Source organism: Devosia sp. UYZn731, assembly GCF_040546795.1.
In the GTDB taxonomy this organism is placed as follows: domain Bacteria; phylum Pseudomonadota; class Alphaproteobacteria; order Rhizobiales; family Devosiaceae; genus Devosia.
In genome coordinates, this window is the sequence record NZ_JBEPOL010000005.1 from 453,770 (window position 1) to 476,126 (window position 22,357).

Consider the following 22,357-nt stretch of genomic DNA (forward strand, 5'->3'; position numbering starts at 1 on the left):
CGCCGACCTCTCCCCCGAAGGGAGAGGTGAAGAATCACCCCCGCCGCCGCAGCGTCGCCATGATCGCCAGCATCTTGCGACGGCCGAGCAGCAGCACGACCGCCCCATAGACCAGGCCGGAAGCCCCAATGGTCGCGCCCAGCCGGATGAGCGGCGTGCTCTCCGCCAGCTCATACTGCACCAGCATCCCCGCCCCCAGCATCACCAGGGTCGCAAACACCGGCAGGGCGAAACTGCCCAGATATGCCCAGGGCGAAATGCGCAGCAGCCGCACCACCATATGCACGGTGGGTAGCCACATGATAAAATTCTGGATCACCAGTGCATTGGTCAGCGCACTGACACCCCAGCCGCTGAACAGGAACACGTAGAGCACCGTGATCGCCATCTTGCTGGCCATGTAATAGAACCACAGATCGGCCTGGCCCTGGCTTTTGACCAGCGAGGCCTGCAACACGCCGACAGCCGATAGCAGCCCCAACGCACAGAATGCCTGCACCACCGGCACCGCTTCCACCCATTGCGGCCCAAACGCGAAGGGGATGAAATCGGGCGCGATCAGCGCCAGCCCGGCAAAGACCGGAAAGGCAATGATCGAGGACGCGAACGTGCCAAACAGATAGGCCTCACGGAGTTTTTCCTGCTCCTGCTGCATCGAGGACAGCAGCGAATATGAGACGAGGTTAAGCGCCCCGGTGATCAGGTCGGTCAAAATCTGGAAAATGCGCCGGGCAAAGCCGTAGATGCCCAGCCCCGCCGGCCCTAGCAGCACGCCGATCAGCAATTGGTCGATGCTCACCGTGGTGATGAAATTGTTGCCGGTGGCGAACAGGCCAAAGCTGCGCAATTCCTTGAGCGCCTTGAGATCGAAGCTGAACCCCGGCCGCCAGCGCGAGGCGATCAGCGCCCCCACACAGGTGACGATCGAGGTCGCCAGTTGCGAGAAGGCCAGCGCCCACAGCCCGAAGCCGAACCACAGCAGCACGAGGCAGCCGATCGCCGCGACCAGCGAGGCGGCCGCCGTGCGCAGCGCCAGCTTCTTGAACGACATAGCGCGGACCAAGAGGCCATTGGGCACGGTGGCGGCCATGTCGAATACGACGCGCAGGCCGATGAATGGGATCAGCAGCGCCAGTTCCGGCTCACCATAGGCGGTGGCGATGGGATGCGCTGCGGCGACGATGACGCCATAAATCACCACCGCCGATACGACACTCAACCAGAATACCGCATCGAGATGCCGCGCGGTGATGGACGTGCGCTGGATCAGCGCGTCGCGAAAACCGGCCGGCGCAACCGCCATGCCGAAGGTGGCGATGCTGGCCGCAAAGGCCACGATGCCGAATTCGGACGGACCCAGCACGCGCGAGGTCGCCATGAACACCACGATGCCGAAAGCGGCCGGCGCAAAGCTGGACAGCATGGACCACAGCGCGCCACGCATGGCGGCGCCGGCGCGTCCGGTCTTGACGTGATTGAGGTCGGGACCGGAGCCGACAATGTCTATCGCCGCCATGGGCACACCGACTGGGGGAACTGGCTCAGGGATGGGACAGCGGCACGGCGCCGCGCTCCCGCACGAAGGTGTTGAACTCGGGCGTCACGCGGCCGAGCAGCCGGATCGCCAGCCCCCGCCCGCGCAAGCGCCAAGCGTCCTGGGATGGCAGATAGTCACCGATGGGCTGCGCGAGCAAGGCCTTGGCCATGCCAAGCGCGCGTCCCTTCGGGGAAGCCGCAAACCGCGGATTGGTCATGAAACCGGCGCGCTGGGCCGGTGTCGCCTCATGCCAGACTTGGCGTTGCAGCGCCTGGATCGAGCGCTTGAGGTCCAGCTCGCGGCGCATATAGGAGGCTTTGAGCTCCGCATTGCGCGTCGTCTGTTCGGCGTTTTCGGCCCATACGGCCAGGGGCGTCATCGCCACGTAAACTGGCTCGGCAATGGCGAAGGTGCGCAGATATTCCTGCAAGGTCGCCGTGCAGCCATACTGGATTTCGAGTTGGCTGCGCGCATGGCGCGACCAGAACAGCCCGCCATTGGACACGCCGATGCCGATCAGCAGCGACAGGCGGAAATCTGCCGCATCATAGAGCCCTTCGACCAACAGCTCATCGAGCACGCCGCCTTCGCTCAAGTGCGCTCGTTCGGTGCCGCTGGCATGCTCGACAACCTGATTGCGCAGCACGATCTCGACGCCCCGCGCTCGGCACAGCGCAATGTTTTCGGCGCAGAAGGTTGGCAGGATGAAATTGTCGTCCTCGACCACGCAGAAATAATCGGCGCCACGCGGATTATCAGCCGTGAAACACCCGTCGATATTGCGCGAGGCAAACCGCTGCGGAACGTTGTGGGTGTAATGAATGCGTGGATCACCGAGGGCTTCGCAGACGTCACGTCCCGAAGCGGCGGGATCGTCGTCATAGACGTCGCAGACCCAGTTGTCCCAGGTCTGGGCGATCATGGATTCCAGCGCGCGCTTGAGGGCGGCGGGGCGCTTGTAGGTGGGGGTCCGAATCTGGACCAGGCCGGCGGTGACGTCACGCATCGATCAGTCCTTTTCGCTGGTAGGGATAAACATTGCCTGCCCGCTCGCGCGCCTTCGCTTCGGCGCGCAGGGTCAGCAGGCCCTGGGCGGCATAGATGAAGGTGCAGACGGCCAGCATCGAGCGGATGGAGAATTCGAAGAACACCTCGACCTCGATGAAGCTGCGCAGGATCATCAGCACCTGCATGCCCAGCAGCAGCGCATTGGCGGCGTTGGGCCGGGCCATCGCATAGGCGCCGATCATGGCGGCCCCGCCATACATGATCATGATTTGCAGGGCCAAGCCGATGAAGCCGATCTCCACCGCGTTGGAAATGTAGGTGTTGTGGAAATTGAAGCCCGCACCCGAGGGCACGAGGAACATGGCCCATAGCTCTTCGGCCGGGGCAAAGCCGCTGACCCAAAAGGCGCGATAGCCCAGCCCCTGCAGCGGCCGCTCGGCGATGAAACTGAACCCGGTCGCCCACAATTCGGTGCGCCCGGTCAGCGTCGGGTCCTTGCCCGAGCCCTCCAGCGCATCAGCCAGGAGGGTATCGCCCATAGTGACGACGACCAAGGTCAAAGCGGCCAGTGCGATAGCCATGAAAATGCCGAGGAACAGTTTTTGCTGCGGGCTCAGCCGCCCGGTCAGCAGCACCAGCACGATGATGATGATGCAGGGCACCACCATCATGATGGCGCCGGCCGATTGCGCCAGAATCAGCAGCGGCCCGGAAATCAGCGCACCGCCAATGGCCCCGATCCGCAACAGCGGATGGGCGCCCTTGTCGGCGATCATGGCCACGGCAATGAGGGCAAAGACGGCTATGTGCGCGGCGAACGCATTCTTGCTGCCGAAAATGCCGAGCCAGGCCCCGCCACCATTGCGACCGATAACGACGCTCAAGACGACGCCGATGGCATAGACGACGAACAGGCCACGCATCAGGGTCGTTGTCGACATGCGCCCGGTAATGACCACCGCCACGATGAGCGTGAAGGTCAGTTGCAGCCCGTAGCGCAGCGTGTTGTCGGGATATTGCGACCACAACGCTGAGAGCAGGCAATAGGCCGGCAGCAGCAGCACGATCCACCAGCGCATGACGCTGTCGAGGCTTTGCGGAATATTGGTGAGGATCAGCAGTCCGCCGCAGACCATGAAGACCAGCGCCGCCATGGAGCCCAGCATGGCATTGAGCACCAGGGCCGCAAGCGCCAAAAAGGTCAGCACGGCGGCGAAATTGACCGTGATGTAATGGCCATGGGCGGGCGAGCGCGTGATCATTTGACCAGTTCCCCCAGTTCGGTGCGCATCGCCGGCTCGCGGATACGCGCCATCGGGATAAAGCCGGCCGCATAGCGCGACGCCTGGTCCGGGCAGGTGACGTCGATGGTTTGGCCGCCGCCGAGATCGGCCAGTTCCAGCCAAGCCTGACGCTGACGCGGCGCGTTCCAGTCCTCGGCGTCCACCGGGATATAGGCCGGTACGCGTTGCTCGGATGGCCCAAGCGTCACTGCCCCGGCCGCTTGTTGTGCGCGCGGCGCCCGGGCCTTGCGGCGGCGGCCCTCGCTGAAGGATTGCCACAGCCGCTGGGCCAATCGGGGTTCGCTCAGCAGCAAGGATGCCACCCGCACCAGACGCCGGCCCTTGATGGCGGCCACCAGCTCTTCGAAAGCCAGGCCATTGCCCAGTTGCTCCTGCCGGCGATGAAAGGCCTGCGCCAGGTCCGGCGGCACGCTGCCAAGCCAGGCCCGCATGACGGTCTGGCTGATGAGCATGGCTTCCAGGTCGGCGACCGACAAGCGATGGGAAATCGAGCCGCTATGGCGGCGATAGAGATAATAGGGCTCCGGGAGAATGCTCATGGCGGCGCCCGCCAGCAGCAGGCGCAGCACCAGGTCATAGTCTTCCCCGATGCGGAGGCTCTCATCATAGCGCAGATCGCCCAGCACCTCGGCGCGGATCATCGGCTTGAGATAGCCCAGCGCTGCCGAGCCATCGAAACCCGCCCCGACCCATCGCGCGGCATCGACGGAAAACAACGTATCCTGCCCGGCGCCCAGCAGCAGGCTGGCGGGGGCGCCGTCCTCATAAAAATGCAGCAGATCGTCGGCGATGATATCGGCGCCCGCATGGTTCGCCGCCGCCAGCAGCCGCTCAAAACGTTCTGGATGGATGATGTCGTCGGAATCCACCACCGCGATCCACTGCCCGCGCGCTGCCTTCAGCCCGCGATTGCGGCTGCGCGCCGGCCCGCCATTGGTGTCGGCGCGGATCAGGCTGATGCGTGGATCATCGCGCATGAAGCGCTCGACAATGGCCACGCTGTCATCGCTCGAGGCATCGTCGCACACGATCAGTTCGAGATCGGCCACGCTTTGCCGCAACACCGACTGCATGGCCGGGACGAGCTTATCGCTCGCCTGGAAATTGGCCATGACCACTGAAATCAATGGCGTGGCGATACGTGCCGCTTGCGGGCTGGTCGATCGCATAATCTCACCATTTTGTTTGTCGGCCCAGCGTCCGCTAGGCCGCGCTGTCGCTCATGGTCCGGTCGAACTCGGCCAAGGTGGCACCGAGCTTGACGATCTGGGCGTCGATCTGGCCGATCCGGACGGTGGCGACGGCGGCCTGCGCCTCGGCATCGCGGATCGATTGCTCGTCCTCTTGGCTGCGGCTGCCATAATCGCCCGAATTGTCGAGCAGGTTGGTGGCTTGGGCGTAGTAGACGTCCACGCGCAGTTGCAGGCCCTGCCGTTCCTGCTCGGCATCCGCAATGGCAGCGGCGAAGGCGCGGCGCACGGTCATCAGGCGATCGAGGTCCGTATTGCTGTCACGGGCGGGGTTGCGGGTGCGGAACAGCCTGGGTCTCAGCGAAAGCATGGATGCCATATTGGGCTCCTCAGCGGCTGCCGGTTCGTGCGATCACGACCTTGACGGTCTTGACCAGAATGAGCAGATCGCCGGCAAAAGTCCATTCCCGCACATATTGGCTGTCGAGCCGAACGCGATGGTCATAATCGACATCGCTGCGACCGCCGACCTGCCAGAGGCCGGTAATGCCCGGGCGCGTCGCCGTATAGTGCTCGATCTCGGCGGCATAACGCACCACTTCGTCCTGCACGATCGGGCGCGGCCCAACCAGGCTCATCTCGCCGCGGATGACGTTGATCAGCTGCGGCAGCTCATCAAGGCTGGTGACCCGCAGGAACTTGCCGATGCCGGTGATACGTGGATCGTCGCGCAGCTTCTGGCTGGCTTCCCACTCGGCGCGCGCCAGGGGAAACAATTCGAGATGCCGTGCCAGCGCCGCCTGGGAATCCACCACCATGGAGCGGAATTTGAGGCACCGGAAGCGCTTGCCGTTGTGGCCGATGCGTTCGTGGCCGAAGAGGATCGGGCCCCGATCGGTCGAGAACATGATGACGGCGATGAAGAACATCGCCGGCAAGGCAAACAGGAGCATGGTCGATGCGACAAGCACATCGAAGACCCGTTTGGACACCCCCCCTTTGGGCACTTTCGTCTTGGATGGCTGGCTCGATAGATCAAGTTCAGCATTTACGATCGACATGGCGCTATCTCGCTAAATGGAAGGTAGAGTGGCCGGCGGATTTGGCCTTCGAACCGTTCTTTCTTGGCGCTTAAGTACAGTTTACCGAGAATTTTACCTCTCGCGCACAACACCAGTAACAGACGCAATTGTTCGACGTATTTTGATCAACACGTCTTGACGAATACCGGGATTGGTCTTGCTCCAGTGCGCCGCAAGGCGAAGCAAAACGAGGTGGTGTTCCGTCATCACGGGAATGGGACCATGATTGCCGATGAGTGGCAACCCTTAGGCTGCATAGCTGCAATGCATCGCGGCTGCCGCAAAATCGGCCAAATCGGCCTCGGCGGCGATCATGAGCCGTGTCGCTTGTGCGTTGAGAGGGACGCGAAACAGTCGATCTTCAATAGACCAAACGGCTTATGAGACTAAGAAGCCTCAGTTTCAATCAACCAGGCAAGACTATAATTATTCTTTGCAAGAGCCAACTATAGCTGGGACAGGAACACAAAGCCGTTCCACAGCAGATAGACCCCCACCCAAGCCAGCGCGAGCACACCCAGGGCGATGATGCCCCAGGGCCAGCGTATGGCTGCGCGTTCGACCGGCAAAGGCTTGCTGGCCTTGTCCACGACCGGCTCGTCTGGCCCGTCCTTCTGCATGTCTGGCCTCCCCGGAGGCTTCTGCCTCGTTGCTGCAATAGGCGTAGACTGTCGTCCTAAAAACTTAATTCGAGGTCACGCCAAAGGCGCGATTTGCAATCCGCTGCATTCCCCAACAGAGATTCGGCCCGAATAGTCACGAAACTGTGAAAACCATTCCGTCGCTAAATCTCAAGTGTCCAAAGCGGACAAGCATTGCCTGTTGGAGCGTCAATACAGTGTTGAGGGCACTGGCACAATGCGCCAACTATCACGGTTTTTTGCGAACTGCCTCAATCGGCCAAAAGGCAAAGTAGAATTCGAAGATACACTCGGCTATGCGACCCCATGAAATTGAAGGACAAGCAAAGTAGAAATAAAAACTCTAGCCAATGGCGTCAATAGATAGCTTCAAATTGGGCGGGTTTATGACGGTTTAATAGGCCTTTAGCCTAATTAAAACTCTGCCCTCAGCGCATCATAGCCATGCGTTTCGTTTGGGCATTTTGGGTGGACTTGTGGGGCCTGCCTGTGTTGCCCTTTGGGTGTTTCCAATGCTCAATCAGGAGTTTGCCGTGGTTAAGCGCGTTAGAACAGCAGTGTTTCCGGTGGCGGGGCTCGGAACGAGGTTCCTGCCGGCGACCAAGGCCATGCCCAAGGAGATGCTGACGGTCGTGGACCGTCCTCTTATCCAATATGCGGTCGATGAGGCCCGCGAGGCGGGTATCGACCATTTCGTCTTCGTCACCGGACGCAACAAGGGTGTCATCGAAGACCATTTCGACCGTCAGTTCGAACTTGAGACGACGCTCGAAGCGCGAGGCAAGGACAAGGCCTTGTCCGAATTGCGCCGCGACCTGCCTTCGGCGGGCCGAACCAGCTTCACGCGCCAGCAGGAGCCGCTGGGGCTCGGCCACGCCGTATGGTGCGCCCGCGAGATCGTGGGCAACGAACCGTTCGCCCTGTTGCTCCCCGATATGCTGTTCCAGGCACGCCGCGGCGTGCTCAAGCAGATGATGGAGACCTATGAGGAGACCGGCGGCAATGTGATTGCCGTGGAGCAGGTGCCGCCCGCCGAAGTCTCCTCCTATGGGGTCATCGCGCGGGGCGAGGGCCCCGATGCGGGCTTCCGCATCACCGGCATGGTGGAAAAGCCAAAGCGGGACGAGGCCCCCTCCAACCTGATCATTTCGGGCCGCTACATTCTGCAGCCGGAAATCTTCAATCTCCTGGCCGACCAGCCCAAGGGCGCGGGCGGGGAAATCCAGCTCACCGACGCCATGCAGACGCTGATGCACGAGCAGCCCTTCGTGGGCGTGCAATATGAGGGCCAGTCCTTCGATTGCGGCTCCAAGATCGGCTTCCTCACCGCCAATGTGGCCTATGCGCTCGACCGCACGGACATTGCCGACGATTTCCTCGTCGCATTGACCAAACTGCAGCTTGATTCGGCACTGTCGGAAGGCTTCCGCAACGCCGCCGAATAGGCACCAATCGCCACCAACACAAACGGCGCGCTCCGATCATGGGGCGCGCCGTTGTGCTGTCTGTGGGACAATCTTATACGGTCAAGACTCTTCAGCCTAAGGCTTCAGTCGACACCTCCCCCTTCCAGGAGGAGGATCAAGGTGGGGGTCTTTTGGTAAATTCCGGCTCTCTCAGAACCCCCACCCGGCCTCCCCCCGGAAGGGGGAGGAGCAGCAGATGGTGGCTAGCTCCTAGTGCGCAGCGGGCTCGACCTCGGTCTCAACCTGATAATACCGCTGATAGACGTCCACGAAGCGTTCGACGCCCCCCGCCTCGCTGTAGCGCGGCAGTTTCTTGAAATCGACCTTGTTGAGCACGACGCCGAGAAGTTCGCCCGATAGCTCGGGCTCGCGTCCGATAATGGTGCGCACCAAGCGGCGGGGGGTCTTGCCCCATTCGGTGACGAGGATGAACCCGTCGGTCCAGGGCAGCACCGACATGGCATCGACCACCGGGCCGAGCGGGGGCAGGTCGATCACCACATAATCGAACTCGCGACGGGCTTCAGCCAGGAAGGTCTGCATGGCTGGCGAAGAGAGGAAGTCATTGGTGCGCCCGACCACGCCCGAAGTATTGGCCGGCACGGTGACGAGGCCGGTCTCGGCATCGGTTTCGGCAATCTCGCGCCAGCTTTTGCCTTCGGCCAGATCCATCAGGCCAAATTCGGCGACGCTGGAGATCAGCCGGCTGGCGCCAGGCTGGCGCAGGTCGGCGTCGACCAGCAAAACCTTGCTGCCGCTGCCCACCAGCATTTCGGCAAATGCCACGGCGAACGTGGTCTTGCCCTCGCCGGGCAAAGCCGACACCACGCCGACCACGCCGCCGCCATCCTTGCGGGCGGAGCGAAGCGCGAGCTTGCCGGATTTCAGCGTTTCGAGGAACGGCGTCGTCGGGGTATTGCTGCCGCGCCGGACCACCTGATTGCGCAGGAACCGGTGAATGAGGTTGGCGCGCTGCTTGGGATCGCGGCTGGCCTTGCCCAGTTCGAGCTGCGGCAGGTAGCCGAGGAAGCGCAGGCCCAGCTCGTTGCTGACTTGCGCACCGGTGCGGAACGCCCGCTCGCGCAACTCGTTGAACGTGCCAAAGGCCAGCCCCATGAACAGGCCGGCAATCAGCGCGGCGGCCAGTACGACCAGCGTGCGCGGGCTCGACGGACTGTCGGGCAGCAGCGCTTCAGTGATCACCCGGACGGCAGGAATCGGGAAAGATTGCTGCTGGATGGCCTCTTCGTAGCGGCCGAGGAACGTATTGTAGAGCAGCCCCAAAGCCGTCGAGCGCTGCTGCAACTCGTTGAGCTGGATCTGCGCCTGGTTGGCGTCGTTATCCGCAGTGCCCTCATTGTCGATATCCCGACGCAGGCCCACTTCCTGCTGTTCGGCGATCTGCAACTGGGTCAGGTATTGCTCGTTAAGGCCCTGGAGCTGGGCGAAAATCTGTCCGTTCAGCGCCGCCTTCTGGGCATTGAGCGCCACCAGTTGCGGATGATCGGGCCCGAAGGCGCTGGTCACCTCGGCAATCCGGCTGACTAGATTGGCATATTGAGTGCGCACGGTGGCGATTTGCGGATTGGTGGTGGCGGTTTCCGTTTGCGCCAGCAGACCCACATTATTGGCAGCCGCCTCGGGACCGGCGGCAATCACCGCCTGCACCTGATTGGACAGGGCGCGCATGCGGCCGGTTTCGGCCTGGGCCGTCGCCAACTGCTCCGACAGCGCCTCGACACGCTTGTCGCTGAGGGTGCGGTCCTGATCTACCGACAGTCCACTGTCCTGGCGGAATTTCTGGATCGCCAGATTTGCCTCGCGCTGGCTGGCGCCGATTTCCGTCAGGCGCTGCTGCATCCAGTCGCCCGCCGCCTTGGTGGCGTCGAGATCGGCATTGAGCTGGTCCTGCACCACCGCATTGCCGTAGGCGCGGGCGATGCGCTGCGCCAGTTCGGGCGAGGACGCCTCATAGCTGACGCGGATGATGGCGCTGCGCCCCATACGGTCGACCTGCACATTGGCGCGCAGCATGCCGGCCACATCGTCGATGCTGGCCTGGGGGGGCGCCGCATCAACCACCGCGCCGTGACCCAGGAAGGGCGACAACAGGCTGCTGAAAGCCCCGCGTATCCGGCCGGTAAAGGACGGCGGCGGGCTCAGGAATTCGCGATCGGTGGTGAGGTGTTCGGCTTCGGCGACCGCCATGGCGATCCGGCTCGAGCGCAGCACTTCGATCTGGTTGAGCACCTGGGCTTCCAGATCGACGGCGCTGACCGAGACCGTAGTGCCGTCCGCCACCTGTTCGAGATTCTTGTCGATCAGGATCTGTCCGGCCGACACGTAGCTGCGCGGGGCGAGCATCAGGTAGATCAATCCCAGCGCCAGCATGATGGCGATGCATAGCCCGATGACCCGCATTTGCCGCCGCAGGACGGAAAATATCCGATCGAGGTCGATGAATTTCAGGTCCATCGGCTGCGGCGCCAGGGTTTCTGGATAATTGCCTCGTTCAAGCATGTTTGCCTCCGGGGGCAGGTCTAGTGAGTGGGGTTGTGTGCGCTGGGCGCGGCGCCGTCGCCATAGTGGACGGCAGGGCGAATACCCAAAATGCCGCCGACCACTCCCATATGGAGGATGGCGCGCAGCAGGTTCTTGCGCCGCGCAATGGGCGAAAATGCGGTCAAGCCGGTCATGGCAACGCAAAAGCTGGCTTTTGCCGTTGCTACGGCGGCGGCAGCCAGGCGCGATCCGCCAATCAGCTTGCCATGGGTCTGGCCCATGCGCAGCCGCCGACGGACCAGCCAGGCCATGGCGGCGCGGTCGGTCGGCACCGGCTCATAAACCAGTGCGTCGGGGGCCTCGGCGATGGTGCCGCCCAGGGATGTCAGGCGATAAAAGTAATCGGTATCCTCGCCGCCGGACTTGCCCAGCGACAGATCGAAACGCAGGGCCGCGAACGGTTCGGCTCGGCGGATCAAGACGTTACAGGTGTAACCCGTGCGAATGGCGCCGTTGACCGCGACCGGCAGGGTCGAATGGAAATCGCCTTGCACCATCCAGTCGGGCGTCTTGGGATCGTAGACCGCGCGGACCGGCCCGAGCACTGCATCGGCGCGGGTTTCCTGCGCGGTCGCCAGCAGCTGGCTCAGCCATCGCGGCGAGACGGTTTCGTCGTCATCGATGAAGGCAACGTAATCGGCCGAAGCCGCATCGAGGCAAGCATTGCGGGCGATGCAGATATTGGCCGAGGGCGCATGCACATAGGTGATGGCGTGGGGGAAGCCGTCCCGCGCCGCGTCAACCAGCCTTTGGGCGGACGGCGTGGTGTCGTTGTCGGCGATGATAACGCGCACATCGACGTTGTCGATCGCGAGCGCCGCGACCGAGGCCAGCGTTTCGGCCAGGAACGGGCGGCGGAACGTACAGATGCAGATATCGACGGAAACCATGGCGCCCTCCTATGCCGCGCCGGGACGCGCAGTGGCGGTTCGGGCCAGGTGCAGCCAAAATCCCGACGACCAGGCAAAATGCATGATCATGGCCGCCACGCCGACCAGCGGCACCTGGACCAGGCGCAGCCCATACTCCTTGACATGCTGCCGAGCCGCCACGGCACCAAGCGCGAAGCAGGCCAGTCCCCAGGCCAGTAGCGGCACGAGAAAACCCCAATGCACGATGGAGAGCGCCGCCAGCAGCACCGCCGGCAGGATCACCAGCGGCACCATCTGGCGAATGCGCGGTTTCATGCGGTGCTTGACGATATTGCGCGCCCGCCCGCCCCCATAGCCGAAATACTGTTTGAACAGCCCCGACGCCGTAGACCGTGGGAAATAGGTCATCGAGGTCGCATCGGTCAGCCAGACGCGATAGCCGGCCTGGCCCAGCCGATAGTCGAGTTCGGCGTCCTCGTTGAAACGAAAACTCTCGTCATAGCCGCCAACCGCACGATAGGCAGGAATGCTCATCAGGGCATGATGACCATGGTCGACCTGCTGCGCGCTCTTGCCGGTGCGATGCGCCGAACCGCCGGTGCCGACCAGCGAATTCTGCGCCGTCGCCACCGCGCGCTGGAACGTGCTGCGCCCAACTGTCGTCATGGGCACCACGATGCTATCGACACCAAGCCGTTCAGCCTCCGCCAGCAGCTTGCGGCAATAGTCAGCCGGGTATTTGCCATGCGCATCGATACGGATGACGTAATCGGTATCGTCGCCAAACTCCGCCACCGCCAGGTTCATCGCCGCGCTCTGGATGCGCTTGGGATTATGGATCAGCGTCACGCGCTTCTGGCCCGCGGCAATGTTGGCGACGATGGCGGGCGTCCCATCGGTGCTGCCACCATCGGCCACCACGATCCGCGCATTCATGGCTTCGGCTTCGACCAGCAGGTCATGCAATAGCGGTCCGATATGACGCGCTTCATTGAGGGTCGGCACGACGATCAGGCAGGATTGGCTCATGCGGCCTCCGTCAATCTGGTTGGCGCAGCAAGAAGTCCAGCAAGCTTGTTCACAAGGGCTACGCAATCGGTCGTATTGACGGCAAAACGAGCCGTGTCCTGCGCCGCCACCGCCCCCGCCAATTGCACCAACCGCTCCCGCGTCAGCCCACCCAGCATGGTGCGCAAAGTCTGCGGCGCGATGTCCGGCAGCACGATGCCAATGCCACGCCGCTCAAGGAATGCGGCGGTTTCCGTGCCCGCCAGCGCTACCGGCACAGCGCCATGCAGGCATCCCTCGTAAAGGCGGTTGGGCAGCAACCACTTGGAATTTTGGCCCTCTTCAAAAAAATCGATAGCCCAGGCCAGATGCACATCCGAATAAATCGCCGCCAGATCGTCCGGATTGCGGTAAGGCCCGGCGAAGCGCAGATGCTCCTGACCGGCCACTATCGCATTGAAATCATTGAACTCTGTCAGCGCCGGCCGGCCGCGCAGCACCATTTCGACATCGCCATCCATGGCATCGGCGAGGCTACCCAAGGCCTCAAGCGAGCGCGCACACCGCAACGCACCGAACCAGCCGATGCGGAGCGGACCTGTGGTTTTGGCGGTAAGAGCAGGATTGCTGCCGCGCTCGCCACCATCCCAAATGACTTTGTTTTCAACGACTTCCGTCGGCAACGACCCGTGCAGGTCGAAATAGTTGCGCGAAAAGGCCGGGGAACTCGTGAGCAACAGCGCCGCTTGCTTGCTCCAATGCCGCTCGGCCCCTCGCATGGCCCGGCCAATCGCATCCTCACGCAGCATCAGCCGGTGAATATCGAGGCATTCGTAGACGATTGGCGGCTGCTCGGGCCAAAAGGCTCGTAACCTGTTGGCCAGCCCCAACATTTCAAGATTGCGCGCGATGATCAGATCGGGGCGCGGCAGGCGGGACGCCCATTGCCGCGCCCCGGACATGGCCTTGGCGGTCGCCAGCAGACGCTGCGCAAAGCGCGCATCGAAGGTTTGGTCGAGTTCCAGATAGGTGGCGACATCAAGGGTAGGCACTGCGGTGCCGGCGCGGCGAAAGCCGGCGACGTGGATTTGCGCGCCGCCAAGGCGCAGCATATCCACGCGCCGCGCGACGGCCGGATCTGCAAGATTGGGGACGAGATAGAGAATCTTCAGCAACGACGCGTCTCCTGTCGCAAGCGGTGGCCGGGCTTGTGGCGGTGTGGGCGGTTGCTCGCAATTGCTCGCGAACAGAGGCAGCCAGGGGCTGTTGAATGTCGCGGCGCTCCCCACTTCAGGAGCCCGCTAGTTCATATGATGGAGTAGGAACCGATGCCGGCGCAGGGTCAATGCGGGCGCGCGGGCAACTGAAATGCGGTCAGCGCATGCCTGAAAAAGGGCTCAATCGTCTGCAGACAGGGGCTTGGGGCAAGGCGCACAGCCGCCGGAAGGCGGGCGCGTGGCGCGTCATGGAACGCGGCGCTGCCGGCGGGATCGTATTGACAATGCTGGTAAAACCGCCGCGCGGCAATGGCCGCGCGAGCACCTTGGCGTCAGGCGAAAGATTGCGGCATCAATGCGCGACCGCGAGTTCCGGCTCGGGCAGAAGCAAGCCGAGGCGTTCGCGCAGCGAGCGCTTTTTCTGCGCCAGGTCGGCTATGGTATAGCCTTCGAGCACCGAGAAGAAGGCGCCGAGCGCCTCGCGCAGGGCCGAGTTCAGATCGCATTCGCCGATGAGCGGGCAATCGGCGCCACCATCCTCGAAGCATTCAGCCAGGGCGAAATTTTCCTCAGTCAGCATAATGGTTTCGAGCAGGGTGATCTCATTGGCCGGCTTGCCGAGGCGCACGCCGCCATGGCGGCCGCGCACGGTTTCCAGAAGGCCGTTTTCGACCAAAGGCTTGATCAGCTTGAACAGGAACAGTTCGGAAATGGCGTAAGCCTTGGCGATATCGGCCACGCGGCTCAGGCCGGGCTGGTTGACAGCGCAATAAACCAGGGCCCGAATTGCGTAATTGGACTGGCGCGTGAGTCTCACTGGGGACCTTTTCTCGGGGCTTGCCCGCCGATTCGTCTGCTTGAGCGGAGCCAATAGCTCCAGCAATTCCGGGGCTTTGGCCCTTGGAACGGCTTATAGAATGCTCGCCAGCTTATAACCATTCTAAAATATGTCAACTTAACTTGAACAGATTCGTCATGTTTTTAAAAGTGATCGGCGCGCCGATAGACAGGTTTTTAAATTCCTCGTATGAACTTAACTGAATGAGGAGGTAAGATCGTGACTGAAACGATCACCAAGGCGATGTTGTGCGCAGCTGTCGCTCGGCGGACGGGCTTGCCCAAGGCCGATGTGGCGTCCATCAGCGACGCCATGTTCGCCGCCATGAGCACGGCTCTGACGGCGGGCGACTACGTGAAGTTAAGTGCCTTTGGGACGCTTGCGGTCCGGCCCCGTGCCGAACGGGTGGGCCGCAATCCCCGCACCGGCGAACAACACCGGATCGCCCCGCGCCATACCGTGACGTTCATCCCAAGCGGGCAACTGCGCGAGGCGCTGTGCGAGCTGGCCGAGACCAAAACGCTGGTTTCAGCGGAAGGCTAGGCGGGGTCGCGGGCAAGAGGATCGCCCGATCCAGCCTTGCCGAGATCAAGGGCGGCGATGGCCACCTTTTATGCCGGGCGAAGCGTCGCGCTGCAGGTCACTCCAGCGCCTTGACCAGGTCGGGAACGAGCGTGAACAGGTCCCCGACGAGGCCGAAATCGGCGACCTGGAAGATCGGCGCGTCCGCATCCTTGTTGATGGCGACGACGATGCGGGCTCCCTTCATGCCGGCCAAGTGCTGGATGGCGCCGGAAATACCGATGGCGATGTAAAGCTCGGGCGCCACCACCTTGCCGGTCTGGCCGACCTGCAGGTCATTGGGCGCATAGCCCGCATCGACCGCCGCGCGCGACGCGCCGATTGCGGCATTGAGCCTGTCGGCCAACGGGGCCAATACAGCCTCGAATTGTTCGGCCGAGCCGAGAGCGCGGCCACCCGACACGACGACGCGGGCGCCGGCCAATTCAGGACGAACCGAAGCCGAGAGCTCATTGCCCAGCCATTGCGACGTGCTGGCATCGGTCGGGACGGCCACCGTTTCGATGGAGGCACTACCCCCTTCGCCGGTGGCGGTGAAGGCCGAGATGCGGATGGTGAGTACCAGCTTGCCGCTTGCCTGTACGGTTTCGATGGCGTTGCCGGCATAGATCGGGCGCTCGAACGTGTCGGGGGCGATGACCTTGCTGACTTCGGAAACCTGCATCACGTCAAGCAGCGCCGCAACCCGCGGCAGCGTGTTCTTGCCAGTCGAGGTGGCGGGCGCGACGATGGCGTCGTAGCTGCCGGCCAGCGAGACCAGCAAGGCCGAAATTGGCTCGGCCAGTTGATGGGCCAGGCTTTCGGCGTCGGCGCGCAGAACCTTGGCGACGCCATCGAGCTTGGCGGCGGCATTGACGATGGCGGCGATATCCTGCCCGGCAACGAGCACATGTATCGGCGCGCCGAGCAGTTTGGCAGCGGTCAAGGCCTTGGCGGTGGCCTCGTTGAGGGTCTTGCCGTCGTGTTCGGCGAGAAGCAGGGTTGTCATATCAGAGCACTCCCGCCTGCTTGAGCTTGGCCGCCAGTTCCTGCGCGGACGCGACGAGAATGCCCGCGGCGCGACCGGCTGGCTCGGTGGTCTTGAGCACTTTCAGGCGCGGTGCGATATCCACGCCCAGGGTTTCGGGGCTGGTCTCGTCCAGCGGCTTCTTCTTGGCCTTCATGACGTTGGGCAGCGAGGCGTAGCGCGGCTCGTTGAGGCGCAGGTCGGCGGTGACAAGAGCGGGCAGGGCTAGGCGGAGGGTTTCGAGGCCGCCGTCCACTTCGCGGGTCACGTCGATAGTGCCAGTGCCGACAACGATTTTGGAGGCGAACGTTGCCTGGGGCCAGCCGAGCAGAGCCGAGAGCATCTGGCCGGTCTGGTTGCTGTCGTCGTCGATGGCCTGCTTGCCCAGGATCACCAGGTCCGGCGCCTCGTTGGCGATGACGGCCTTGAGCACTTTGGCAACCGCCAGCGGCTCGATGCGGGCGGCGTCGGTTTTGACGTGGATGGCGCGATCGGCACCCATGGCGAGGCCGGCGCGCAGGGTTTCGGCGGCTTTTTCAGAGCCGATGGTAACGATGACGACCTCGGTTGCCGTCCCGGCTTCTCTAAGGCGCAGCGCCTCTTCGAGGGCGTTTTCGTCAAAGGGGTTCATCGACATTTTGACATTGGCGATGTCGACACCGGACCCGTCGGGTTTGACGCGGATCTTGACGTTGGCGTCCACTACCCGTTTGACGGGCACGAGAATCTTCATGTCGAAAAGTCCTCCGCAAGCGTTGCGCGCTTAAAGCAGGACGGGGCGAAACCTGCAAGTTTTAGCGGCTTTTGGCGCTACATATTGACGTAGTTCGGCCCGCCGCCGCCCTCGGGGGGGACCCAATCAATGTTCTGGTTGGGGTCCTTGATGTCGCAGGTTTTGCAGTGGACGCAATTTTGCGCGTTGATGACGTAGGTGCCGTCCACCCATTCGTAGACCCCGGCAGGGCAATATCGGGTCGATGGACCGGCGAAAATGTCCAGCTCGCTGGATTTCTGCAAGGCCAGATCAGCGACATGCAGATGGGGCGGCTGGTTCTCTTCATGATTGGTGCCCGAGATGAACACCGAGGACAGGCGATCGAAGGTCAGCACGCCATCGCGCTTGGGGTAGTCGATGGGTTGGTGCAGCGAGGCCGGTTCGAGCGTGGCGTGATCGGGCTTGCCGTGGCGCAGGGTGCCGAAGGGCGAGCGGCCGAACAGGGTGTTGCACCACATATCGACGCCAGCGAGGCCCATGCCGAGCAAGGTGCCGAAGCGGGACAGCAGCGGCTTGACGTTGCGGACCTTGTGCAGGTCCTTGCCCACGGGGCCGGCGCGCAGGGCGGCGTCGAGATCGGCCAGCGTATCGCCGGAGCGACCGGCGGCGAGAGCGGCGGCGACGTGTTCGGCGGTGACGATGCCCGAGAGCACGGCGTTGTGGCTGCCCTTGATGCGCGGCAGGTTGACGAAGCCGGCAGCGTCACCGACCAGCGCGCCACCGGGAAAGGCCAGCCTGGGGATGGACTGGTAGCCACCCTCGGAAATGGCGCGGGCGCCGTAGGACAGGCGCTTGGCGCCGTCGAATGTGGTCTTGATCGCGGGGTGGGTCTTGAGGCGCTGGAATTCGCCGAAGGGGGAGAGATAGGGATTTTTGTAATTGAGGTGGACGACGAAGCCCACGGCGACCTGATTGTCTTCGAGGTGATAGATGTAGGAGCCGCCGCCCACTGAATCCTGCAACGGCCAGCCAAGGGTGTGCTGCACCAGGCCAGGCTGGTGGTTGGCGTCGGTGACCTGCCAGATTTCCTTGAAGCCGATGCCGTATTTCTGGACATCGGCATCCTTGGCCAGACCGAACTGCGCGATGGCGCGCTTGGTCAGCGAGCCGCGCACGCCTTCGGCGAGCAACACGTACTTGCCCTTTAGCGCCATGCCGCGGGCGAAATTGCTCCCGGGCTCACCGGACTTCCCGATGCCCATATCGCCGGTGGCAACGCCAACGACCACGCCGTCCTCGACTAGCAGTTCGGCGCCGGCAAAGCCCGGATAGATATCGACGCCCAAAGCCTCGGCCTCGCTGGCCAGCCATTTGCAGACATTGCCGAGCGAGACGATGTAATTGCCGTGATTGCTCATCAGAGGCGGCATGATGAAGCCGGGCAGTGGAAAGGCGGATTTTTCCGTCAGCCAGAGGAAGCGATCATCGGTGACGGCGGTCTTGATCGGGGTTTCGTGGGTGCGCCAGTCGGGGATCAGCGTATCGAGGCCCGATGGGTCTATGACGGCACCGGAAATGATGTGGGAGCCGACTTCGGCGCCTTTTTCGACGATCAGGACCGAGAGATCGGGCGATAGCTGCTTGAGACGGATCGCGGCGGACAGGCCAGCCGGGCCGGCGCCGACGATGACGACGTCGAATTCCATCTCTTCGCGCGGTTCGGTCATGGGTTCACTCGCAGGCATCCGGTGGGCCTTAGCATCGCTGTTTCCATCCCCGCAAGCGCCGAGGGCCAGCGCGGGAATGCTTTTCCCGTCATCGCGCAAAAGCGGCAAGGATTGCGCCCAAACGGCGCCTAACGGGTAATGGCGAGCGGAATACCGAATTCCCAGGAACTACGCCCCGCTCCTGCGGGGATGGGCGGGAAAGGCGCGGCGCGCAGCACCGTATCAATGCCGGCCTGATCGATCGCGGAGTTGCCGGACGAGCGGATGACCCGCACGCCCGATACCTGGCCATTCGCCGAGACGACGAAGCGGACCACCGCTTCGCCCGGTGTGCCGCCGTGCCGAAAGCGTATGGCCCGCATCACCTTGGCAACAACCTGGCTGGGATAGCGCGCCACATCGGCATCGCCGCCGGAGCCGGCATTGCCCTGCTGGCCCGCCGAAGGTTTGGCGGCGACTGTGTCGGCCTGGTTCTGGCCGTCATTGCCGGCGGGAGCGGAGGGACGCGGCTGCGGCTGTTGCTGCACCGGCGGCTTGGGCGTGGCGCGCGGCGGCGGGGCGGCGGCAACCTGCCGGCGGGGGCGCTGGGTGGGCTCGGACGGACGGGGACGGCTGAGGGTGTGCGGAACCGGGGCGAGTTTGAGGTCGGTGACCTCGGTGGGCTGCAGGCTTTCCGGCTGGACCGGGGTTGCGGTCTCGGCCGGGGCTGCGCTTGGAATGACCGGCGCGACGGCGTCGGCCTCCAGCGGCTCGGGCGAGATGGCACTCAATATGGCCACCTCCATGCGGTCGGGTTCGGCTTCGGTCACCTCGACCGGGGTCACCGGCGCGGCGCTGCTGGCTTCGACCGGCTCGATCTCGGTGGGCTCCACGGGCCTGGCCTCAGTGGGCTCCACCGGCTCGGGGGGTGGTGGTTCGGCGGATTGGCGCTCCACCGGCGGCTCGAGCGTTTCCGACTGGACGGCCTCGATGGTCTCGGGGACGGTCGGCGGCAGCGCCTCCGCACCGGCCGAAACCAGCGTTTCGGTAGCGTCGCTTTCGATGGTGCTGGTCTGGTTGGTGGAGACTGAGGCTATCGAAATAACCTCGACCGACACCGACTGCGCGGCGGGCGCATCGTCGGGCTCGGGCCAGGCAAACATCAAGAGGCCAGCGCCAAGCGCCAGCACATGCACCAGCGCTGAGCCCGGCAAGGCATAGTGCATTCAGGGTGCCTGCTGTTCGGTGATGAGGCCGATCTTGTCGAAGCCGGCGCCGGACAGCGCGCCCATGACTTGCATGATCATGCCGTATTGCGCGGTGGAATCGCCGCGCACGTAGAGCCGCTCGTCGGTGCCCTGGGTGGCGAGCGACTGGACGGTAGAGACCAGCGCGTCAATGGTCACCGGCTCGTTGTCGATGGAGATAGCGCCATCGGGCGTCACCGTCACGGTGATCGGCTTGGCGTTGACCGGCATGGCCTTGGCGCGGGTCTGCGGTAGATCGACCGGCACGCCCATGGTCATCAGAGGCGCAGCGACCATGAAGACGATCAGCAGCACCAGCATGACATCGACCAGCGGGGTGACGTTGATCTCGCTGATCGGGCCATTGTGGCGACCGCGACGGCCGCGCCGGCCGCCGAATTTGGCGCCACCTGCCGACATGCCCATCAGAGGGCCCTGCCCGCATCGATCTGGCGCGAGAGCAGCGCGACGAGCCGATCGGCGAAGCCTTCCAGGCGGGAGATCAGCTTGCCGGCATCGGCGCTGAGCTTGTTATAGGCAATGACCGCCGGAATGGCGGCGAGCAGGCCGAGGGCGGTGGCGAGCAATGCCTCGGCGATGCCGGGGGCGACGACGGCAAGGCTGGTGTTCTCGGCATTGGCGATGGCCGTGAAGGCATTCATGATGCCCCAGACGGTGCCGAACAGGCCGACGAAGGGTCCGGCGCTGCCGATGGTGGCGAGGAAGCCAAGGCGCTGTTCGAGCTTGGCGCTTTGTTCGGTGACGGCCAGGTCGAGGGCGATTTCCAGCCGGCTTTGCAGGCCCCCGGCCGCGGCCTGGGCGGCGTGGCTCTTATCCCATTCGTCCATGGCCGCGACGAAGACCGCCGAAAGGCCGCTTTGGGCCTTGCCGGCATAATCCTGGCGCAGATCGGCCAGGGGACGGCCGGCGGCGAAGGCCTTGTCGAAGGCGGCCATGTCGCGACGCGCCTTGGCGTATGCGGCGATGCGGTTGGCGATGATGGCCCAGCACCAGATCGAAGCGACCAAGAGGCCGATCATGACGCCCTTGACCACCCAATCGGCCTGCAAAAACAGAGCCAGCATGGAGAAATCATGGGCGGGGGCGGCGGCGGTTTCCATCGAGGATATCCTTAGAGGCCGAAGGTAATGCTTGGCCGGGTCGTGGTCTTGAGATTGTCGAGGCAGGCGGTGGGTGCGAGCCCCGTGCCTTCGCAGGCCGACACAGTGTTGATCAGCACGCGGCCGATGCCATCACAGGGCAGGTCGGCCAGTTCGAATTGCAGGACCTTGGTCTTGCCTTGCGTCAGGCCCTTGAAATCGAGGTTGACGATGCGGTCGATGGCGCCATCGGCATCGAACAGGGCGGTTTCGATGGCCGCACGATCGAGCGGAGCGCCGAGCTTGTTGGTGGCGAGGAAGGTGACGCGGCAGCCCTTCTCGGTGGGCTGGAGCGCGTTCAACTCCAGATCGAGCGAGATGGGAGCAGTGGCCTGCGCGAAAGCAGGGGCGCCGGATAACAGGATGAGTACAGCGGCGGTGAGCAGACGGGACATCAGGCGACCTTGGACTGAAGGCCGTCGCGGCGGACGGCGGATTGGGGGAGGACAAAGGGCATGTCGGGGGCCGGGGTAAGGTTGACCTGCATGGGGCAATCGAAGACATCGGCCAAAAGGCTGTCGGTCAGCACGTCGGCTGGCGTGCCGAAGCCGGCGACGCGGCCCTGGCGCAGGGCCAGGATCTGGTCGGCATACATGGCGGCCAGGTTCAGGTCGTGCAGGATGGCGATGACGCCGCCGCCCGCATTGGCGAAGTCGCGAGCGACATCCATGATCATCAACTGATGCTTGATATCGAGGCTGGAGACGGGCTCATCGAGGAACAGGTAGCGTGGCACGCCGTCGAGCACCGGCATCCAGACCTGGCAGAGCACGCGGGCGAGCTGGACGCGCTGCTGTTCGCCACCCGAGAGTTCGCCATAGAAGCGGCCGGCAAAACCATCAAGATCGACGCGCGCCAAGGCCTGTTCGGGCAGGCGCTTGCGGGCGGAGAGCGGCACGCCGGAGAGGCCGGCGGTGAGGCCCAGCGCAACGACTTCGCGCACGGTGAAGGGGAATGGCAGTGCACTCTGCTGGGGCAGTACGGCGCGCAGAGTGGCGGCCTCGATGGGGCGCAGCAATTGCAGATCGCGGCCATTGATGGAGATCAGGCCGTCATAGGCATAATCGCGGCACAGGGCCTTCATCAGCGTGGTCTTGCCGGAGCCGTTGGGACCGATGACGGCCGTCAGCTGGCCCGGTTTGGCCGAGAGACTGACATTCTCCAGAATACGGCGGCCGGAGATTTCGACGCTGACATCAAAGGCTTCGATCATGGG

Annotated in this window: 22 protein-coding genes; 2 read left to right on the plus strand and 20 right to left on the minus strand. The window is 63.6% G+C overall.

Going from position 1 to position 22,357, the window contains the following annotated elements; all coding sequences use genetic code 11:
* Positions 1–34: 34 nt before the first annotated feature.
* The 7 genes from ABIB57_RS14990 to ABIB57_RS15020 all read right to left on the minus strand — a co-directional run bounded on the left by ABIB57_RS14990 (position 35) and on the right by ABIB57_RS15020 (position 6,741).
* Positions 35–1,516: a lipopolysaccharide biosynthesis protein gene (locus ABIB57_RS14990; protein ID WP_354041844.1), complete on the minus strand. Its 1,482-nt coding sequence runs from the start codon at positions 1,514–1,516 to the stop codon at positions 35–37.
* Between the two features lie 25 nt (positions 1,517–1,541).
* Positions 1,542–2,543, minus strand: coding sequence for a glycosyltransferase (locus ABIB57_RS14995; RefSeq protein ID WP_354041845.1), 1,002 nt, complete (start codon positions 2,541–2,543; stop codon positions 1,542–1,544).
* The gene (locus ABIB57_RS15000; protein WP_354041847.1) at positions 2,536–3,807 is read right to left on the minus strand and encodes an O-antigen ligase family protein; all 1,272 of its coding nucleotides are present in this window, start codon (positions 3,805–3,807) and stop codon (positions 2,536–2,538) included. The genes ABIB57_RS14995 and ABIB57_RS15000 overlap by 8 nt, the downstream gene beginning before the upstream one ends.
* Entirely contained in the window at positions 3,804–5,018 is a 1,215-nt protein-coding gene (locus ABIB57_RS15005; RefSeq protein ID WP_354041848.1) for a glycosyltransferase family 2 protein, read from the minus strand. Before ABIB57_RS15005 ends, ABIB57_RS15000 begins: the two co-directional genes overlap by 4 nt.
* 34 nt (positions 5,019–5,052) lie before the next feature.
* Complete coding sequence (locus ABIB57_RS15010) at positions 5,053–5,418, minus strand: hypothetical protein (protein WP_354041849.1); 366 nt, start codon at positions 5,416–5,418, stop codon at positions 5,053–5,055.
* Between the two features lie 10 nt (positions 5,419–5,428).
* Positions 5,429–6,100: a sugar transferase gene (locus ABIB57_RS15015; RefSeq protein WP_354041851.1), complete on the minus strand. Its 672-nt coding sequence runs from the start codon at positions 6,098–6,100 to the stop codon at positions 5,429–5,431.
* Positions 6,101–6,567: 467 nt separating this feature from the next.
* Entirely contained in the window at positions 6,568–6,741 is a 174-nt protein-coding gene (locus tag ABIB57_RS15020) for a hypothetical protein (RefSeq protein WP_354041852.1), read from the minus strand.
* A gap of 554 nt (positions 6,742–7,295) precedes the next feature.
* Here ABIB57_RS15020 and galU point away from each other — a divergent pair.
* Complete coding sequence (galU, locus tag ABIB57_RS15025; protein WP_354041853.1) at positions 7,296–8,207, plus strand: UTP--glucose-1-phosphate uridylyltransferase GalU; 912 nt, start codon at positions 7,296–7,298, stop codon at positions 8,205–8,207.
* 231 nt (positions 8,208–8,438) lie between these two features.
* Here the strand turns inward: galU and ABIB57_RS15030 are convergent, their stop codons facing one another.
* The 5 genes from ABIB57_RS15030 to rirA all read right to left on the minus strand — a co-directional run bounded on the left by ABIB57_RS15030 (position 8,439) and on the right by rirA (position 14,704).
* Positions 8,439–10,748 (minus strand): Wzz/FepE/Etk N-terminal domain-containing protein, encoded by a 2,310-nt coding sequence (locus ABIB57_RS15030; protein WP_354041855.1) that lies wholly within the window; start codon positions 10,746–10,748, stop codon positions 8,439–8,441.
* Positions 10,749–10,768: 20 nt separating this feature from the next.
* On the minus strand, positions 10,769–11,680 hold the full coding sequence (locus ABIB57_RS15035; RefSeq protein WP_354041856.1) for a glycosyltransferase family 2 protein: 912 nt from the start codon (positions 11,678–11,680) through the stop codon (positions 10,769–10,771).
* A 9-nt stretch (positions 11,681–11,689) separates the two neighbouring features.
* A complete protein-coding gene (locus ABIB57_RS15040; protein ID WP_354041858.1) occupies positions 11,690–12,691 on the minus strand; it encodes a glycosyltransferase family 2 protein in 1,002 nt (333 codons plus the stop codon).
* Positions 12,688–13,845, minus strand: a complete 1,158-nt coding sequence (locus ABIB57_RS15045; RefSeq protein WP_354041859.1) for a glycosyltransferase family protein — start codon at positions 13,843–13,845, stop codon at positions 12,688–12,690. The genes ABIB57_RS15040 and ABIB57_RS15045 overlap by 4 nt, the downstream gene beginning before the upstream one ends.
* A 394-nt stretch (positions 13,846–14,239) precedes the next feature.
* Entirely contained in the window at positions 14,240–14,704 is a 465-nt protein-coding gene (gene rirA / locus ABIB57_RS15050) for an iron-responsive transcriptional regulator RirA (protein WP_299722921.1), read from the minus strand.
* Positions 14,705–14,944: 240 nt separating this feature from the next.
* Between rirA and ABIB57_RS15055 the strand changes: the two genes are divergently transcribed.
* A complete protein-coding gene (locus ABIB57_RS15055) occupies positions 14,945–15,268 on the plus strand; it encodes an HU family DNA-binding protein (RefSeq protein ID WP_354041861.1) in 324 nt (107 codons plus the stop codon).
* 97 nt (positions 15,269–15,365) lie between these two features.
* Here ABIB57_RS15055 and ABIB57_RS15060 read toward each other — a convergent pair whose 3' ends face one another.
* The 8 genes from ABIB57_RS15060 to ABIB57_RS15095 all read right to left on the minus strand — a co-directional run bounded on the left by ABIB57_RS15060 (position 15,366) and on the right by ABIB57_RS15095 (position 22,354).
* Positions 15,366–16,295: an electron transfer flavoprotein subunit alpha/FixB family protein gene (locus ABIB57_RS15060; RefSeq protein ID WP_354041862.1), complete on the minus strand. Its 930-nt coding sequence runs from the start codon at positions 16,293–16,295 to the stop codon at positions 15,366–15,368.
* A gap of 1 nt (position 16,296) precedes the next feature.
* Positions 16,297–17,046, minus strand: a complete 750-nt coding sequence (locus ABIB57_RS15065; protein WP_354041864.1) for an electron transfer flavoprotein subunit beta/FixA family protein — start codon at positions 17,044–17,046, stop codon at positions 16,297–16,299.
* Between the two features lie 77 nt (positions 17,047–17,123).
* On the minus strand, positions 17,124–18,755 hold the full coding sequence (locus tag ABIB57_RS15070; RefSeq protein ID WP_354041865.1) for an electron transfer flavoprotein-ubiquinone oxidoreductase: 1,632 nt from the start codon (positions 18,753–18,755) through the stop codon (positions 17,124–17,126).
* 128 nt (positions 18,756–18,883) lie between these two features.
* Positions 18,884–19,960 carry an energy transducer TonB family protein gene (locus ABIB57_RS15075; RefSeq protein WP_354041866.1) on the minus strand — a complete coding sequence of 359 codons (1,077 nt, stop codon included), beginning with the start codon at positions 19,958–19,960 and terminating at the stop codon, positions 18,884–18,886.
* On the minus strand, positions 19,961–20,407 hold the full coding sequence (gene tolR / locus ABIB57_RS15080) for a protein TolR (protein WP_354041868.1): 447 nt from the start codon (positions 20,405–20,407) through the stop codon (positions 19,961–19,963). It lies immediately after the preceding gene.
* Entirely contained in the window at positions 20,407–21,102 is a 696-nt protein-coding gene (tolQ, locus tag ABIB57_RS15085; RefSeq protein WP_354041869.1) for a protein TolQ, read from the minus strand. The genes tolR and tolQ overlap by 1 nt, the downstream gene beginning before the upstream one ends.
* A gap of 11 nt (positions 21,103–21,113) precedes the next feature.
* Positions 21,114–21,536: a hypothetical protein gene (locus ABIB57_RS15090; protein ID WP_354041871.1), complete on the minus strand. Its 423-nt coding sequence runs from the start codon at positions 21,534–21,536 to the stop codon at positions 21,114–21,116.
* Positions 21,536–22,354: a heme ABC transporter ATP-binding protein gene (locus ABIB57_RS15095; protein ID WP_354041873.1), complete on the minus strand. Its 819-nt coding sequence runs from the start codon at positions 22,352–22,354 to the stop codon at positions 21,536–21,538. The genes ABIB57_RS15090 and ABIB57_RS15095 overlap by 1 nt, the downstream gene beginning before the upstream one ends.
* Positions 22,355–22,357: the final 3 nt, after the last annotated feature.

What these genes read in the sequence shown, in the direction of transcription:
- ABIB57_RS14990 (WP_354041844.1), bottom strand. Translation starts at nt 1,516, where the DNA reads ATGGCGGCGATAGACATTGTCGGCTCCGGTCCCGACCTCAATCACGTC.
- ABIB57_RS14995 (WP_354041845.1), bottom strand. Translation starts at nt 2,543, where the DNA reads ATGCGTGACGTCACCGCCGGCCTGGTCCAGATTCGGACCCCCACCTAC.
- ABIB57_RS15000 (WP_354041847.1), bottom strand. Translation starts at nt 3,807, where the DNA reads ATGATCACGCGCTCGCCCGCCCATGGCCATTACATCACGGTCAATTTC.
- ABIB57_RS15005 (WP_354041848.1), bottom strand. Translation starts at nt 5,018, where the DNA reads ATGCGATCGACCAGCCCGCAAGCGGCACGTATCGCCACGCCATTGATT.
- ABIB57_RS15010 (WP_354041849.1), bottom strand. Translation starts at nt 5,418, where the DNA reads ATGGCATCCATGCTTTCGCTGAGACCCAGGCTGTTCCGCACCCGCAAC.
- ABIB57_RS15015 (WP_354041851.1), bottom strand. Translation starts at nt 6,100, where the DNA reads ATGTCGATCGTAAATGCTGAACTTGATCTATCGAGCCAGCCATCCAAG.
- ABIB57_RS15020 (WP_354041852.1), bottom strand. Translation starts at nt 6,741, where the DNA reads ATGCAGAAGGACGGGCCAGACGAGCCGGTCGTGGACAAGGCCAGCAAG.
- ABIB57_RS15030 (WP_354041855.1), bottom strand. Translation starts at nt 10,748, where the DNA reads ATGCTTGAACGAGGCAATTATCCAGAAACCCTGGCGCCGCAGCCGATG.
- ABIB57_RS15035 (WP_354041856.1), bottom strand. Translation starts at nt 11,680, where the DNA reads ATGGTTTCCGTCGATATCTGCATCTGTACGTTCCGCCGCCCGTTCCTG.
- ABIB57_RS15040 (WP_354041858.1), bottom strand. Translation starts at nt 12,691, where the DNA reads ATGAGCCAATCCTGCCTGATCGTCGTGCCGACCCTCAATGAAGCGCGT.
- ABIB57_RS15060 (WP_354041862.1), bottom strand. Translation starts at nt 16,295, where the DNA reads ATGACAACCCTGCTTCTCGCCGAACACGACGGCAAGACCCTCAACGAG.
- ABIB57_RS15065 (WP_354041864.1), bottom strand. Translation starts at nt 17,046, where the DNA reads ATGAAGATTCTCGTGCCCGTCAAACGGGTAGTGGACGCCAACGTCAAG.
- ABIB57_RS15070 (WP_354041865.1), bottom strand. Translation starts at nt 18,755, where the DNA reads ATGACCGAACCGCGCGAAGAGATGGAATTCGACGTCGTCATCGTCGGC.
- ABIB57_RS15075 (WP_354041866.1), bottom strand. Translation starts at nt 19,960, where the DNA reads ATGCACTATGCCTTGCCGGGCTCAGCGCTGGTGCATGTGCTGGCGCTT.
- tolR (WP_354041868.1), bottom strand. Translation starts at nt 20,407, where the DNA reads ATGGGCATGTCGGCAGGTGGCGCCAAATTCGGCGGCCGGCGCGGCCGT.
- tolQ (WP_354041869.1), bottom strand. Translation starts at nt 21,102, where the DNA reads ATGGAAACCGCCGCCGCCCCCGCCCATGATTTCTCCATGCTGGCTCTG.
- ABIB57_RS15090 (WP_354041871.1), bottom strand. Translation starts at nt 21,536, where the DNA reads ATGTCCCGTCTGCTCACCGCCGCTGTACTCATCCTGTTATCCGGCGCC.
- ABIB57_RS15095 (WP_354041873.1), bottom strand. Translation starts at nt 22,354, where the DNA reads ATGATCGAAGCCTTTGATGTCAGCGTCGAAATCTCCGGCCGCCGTATT.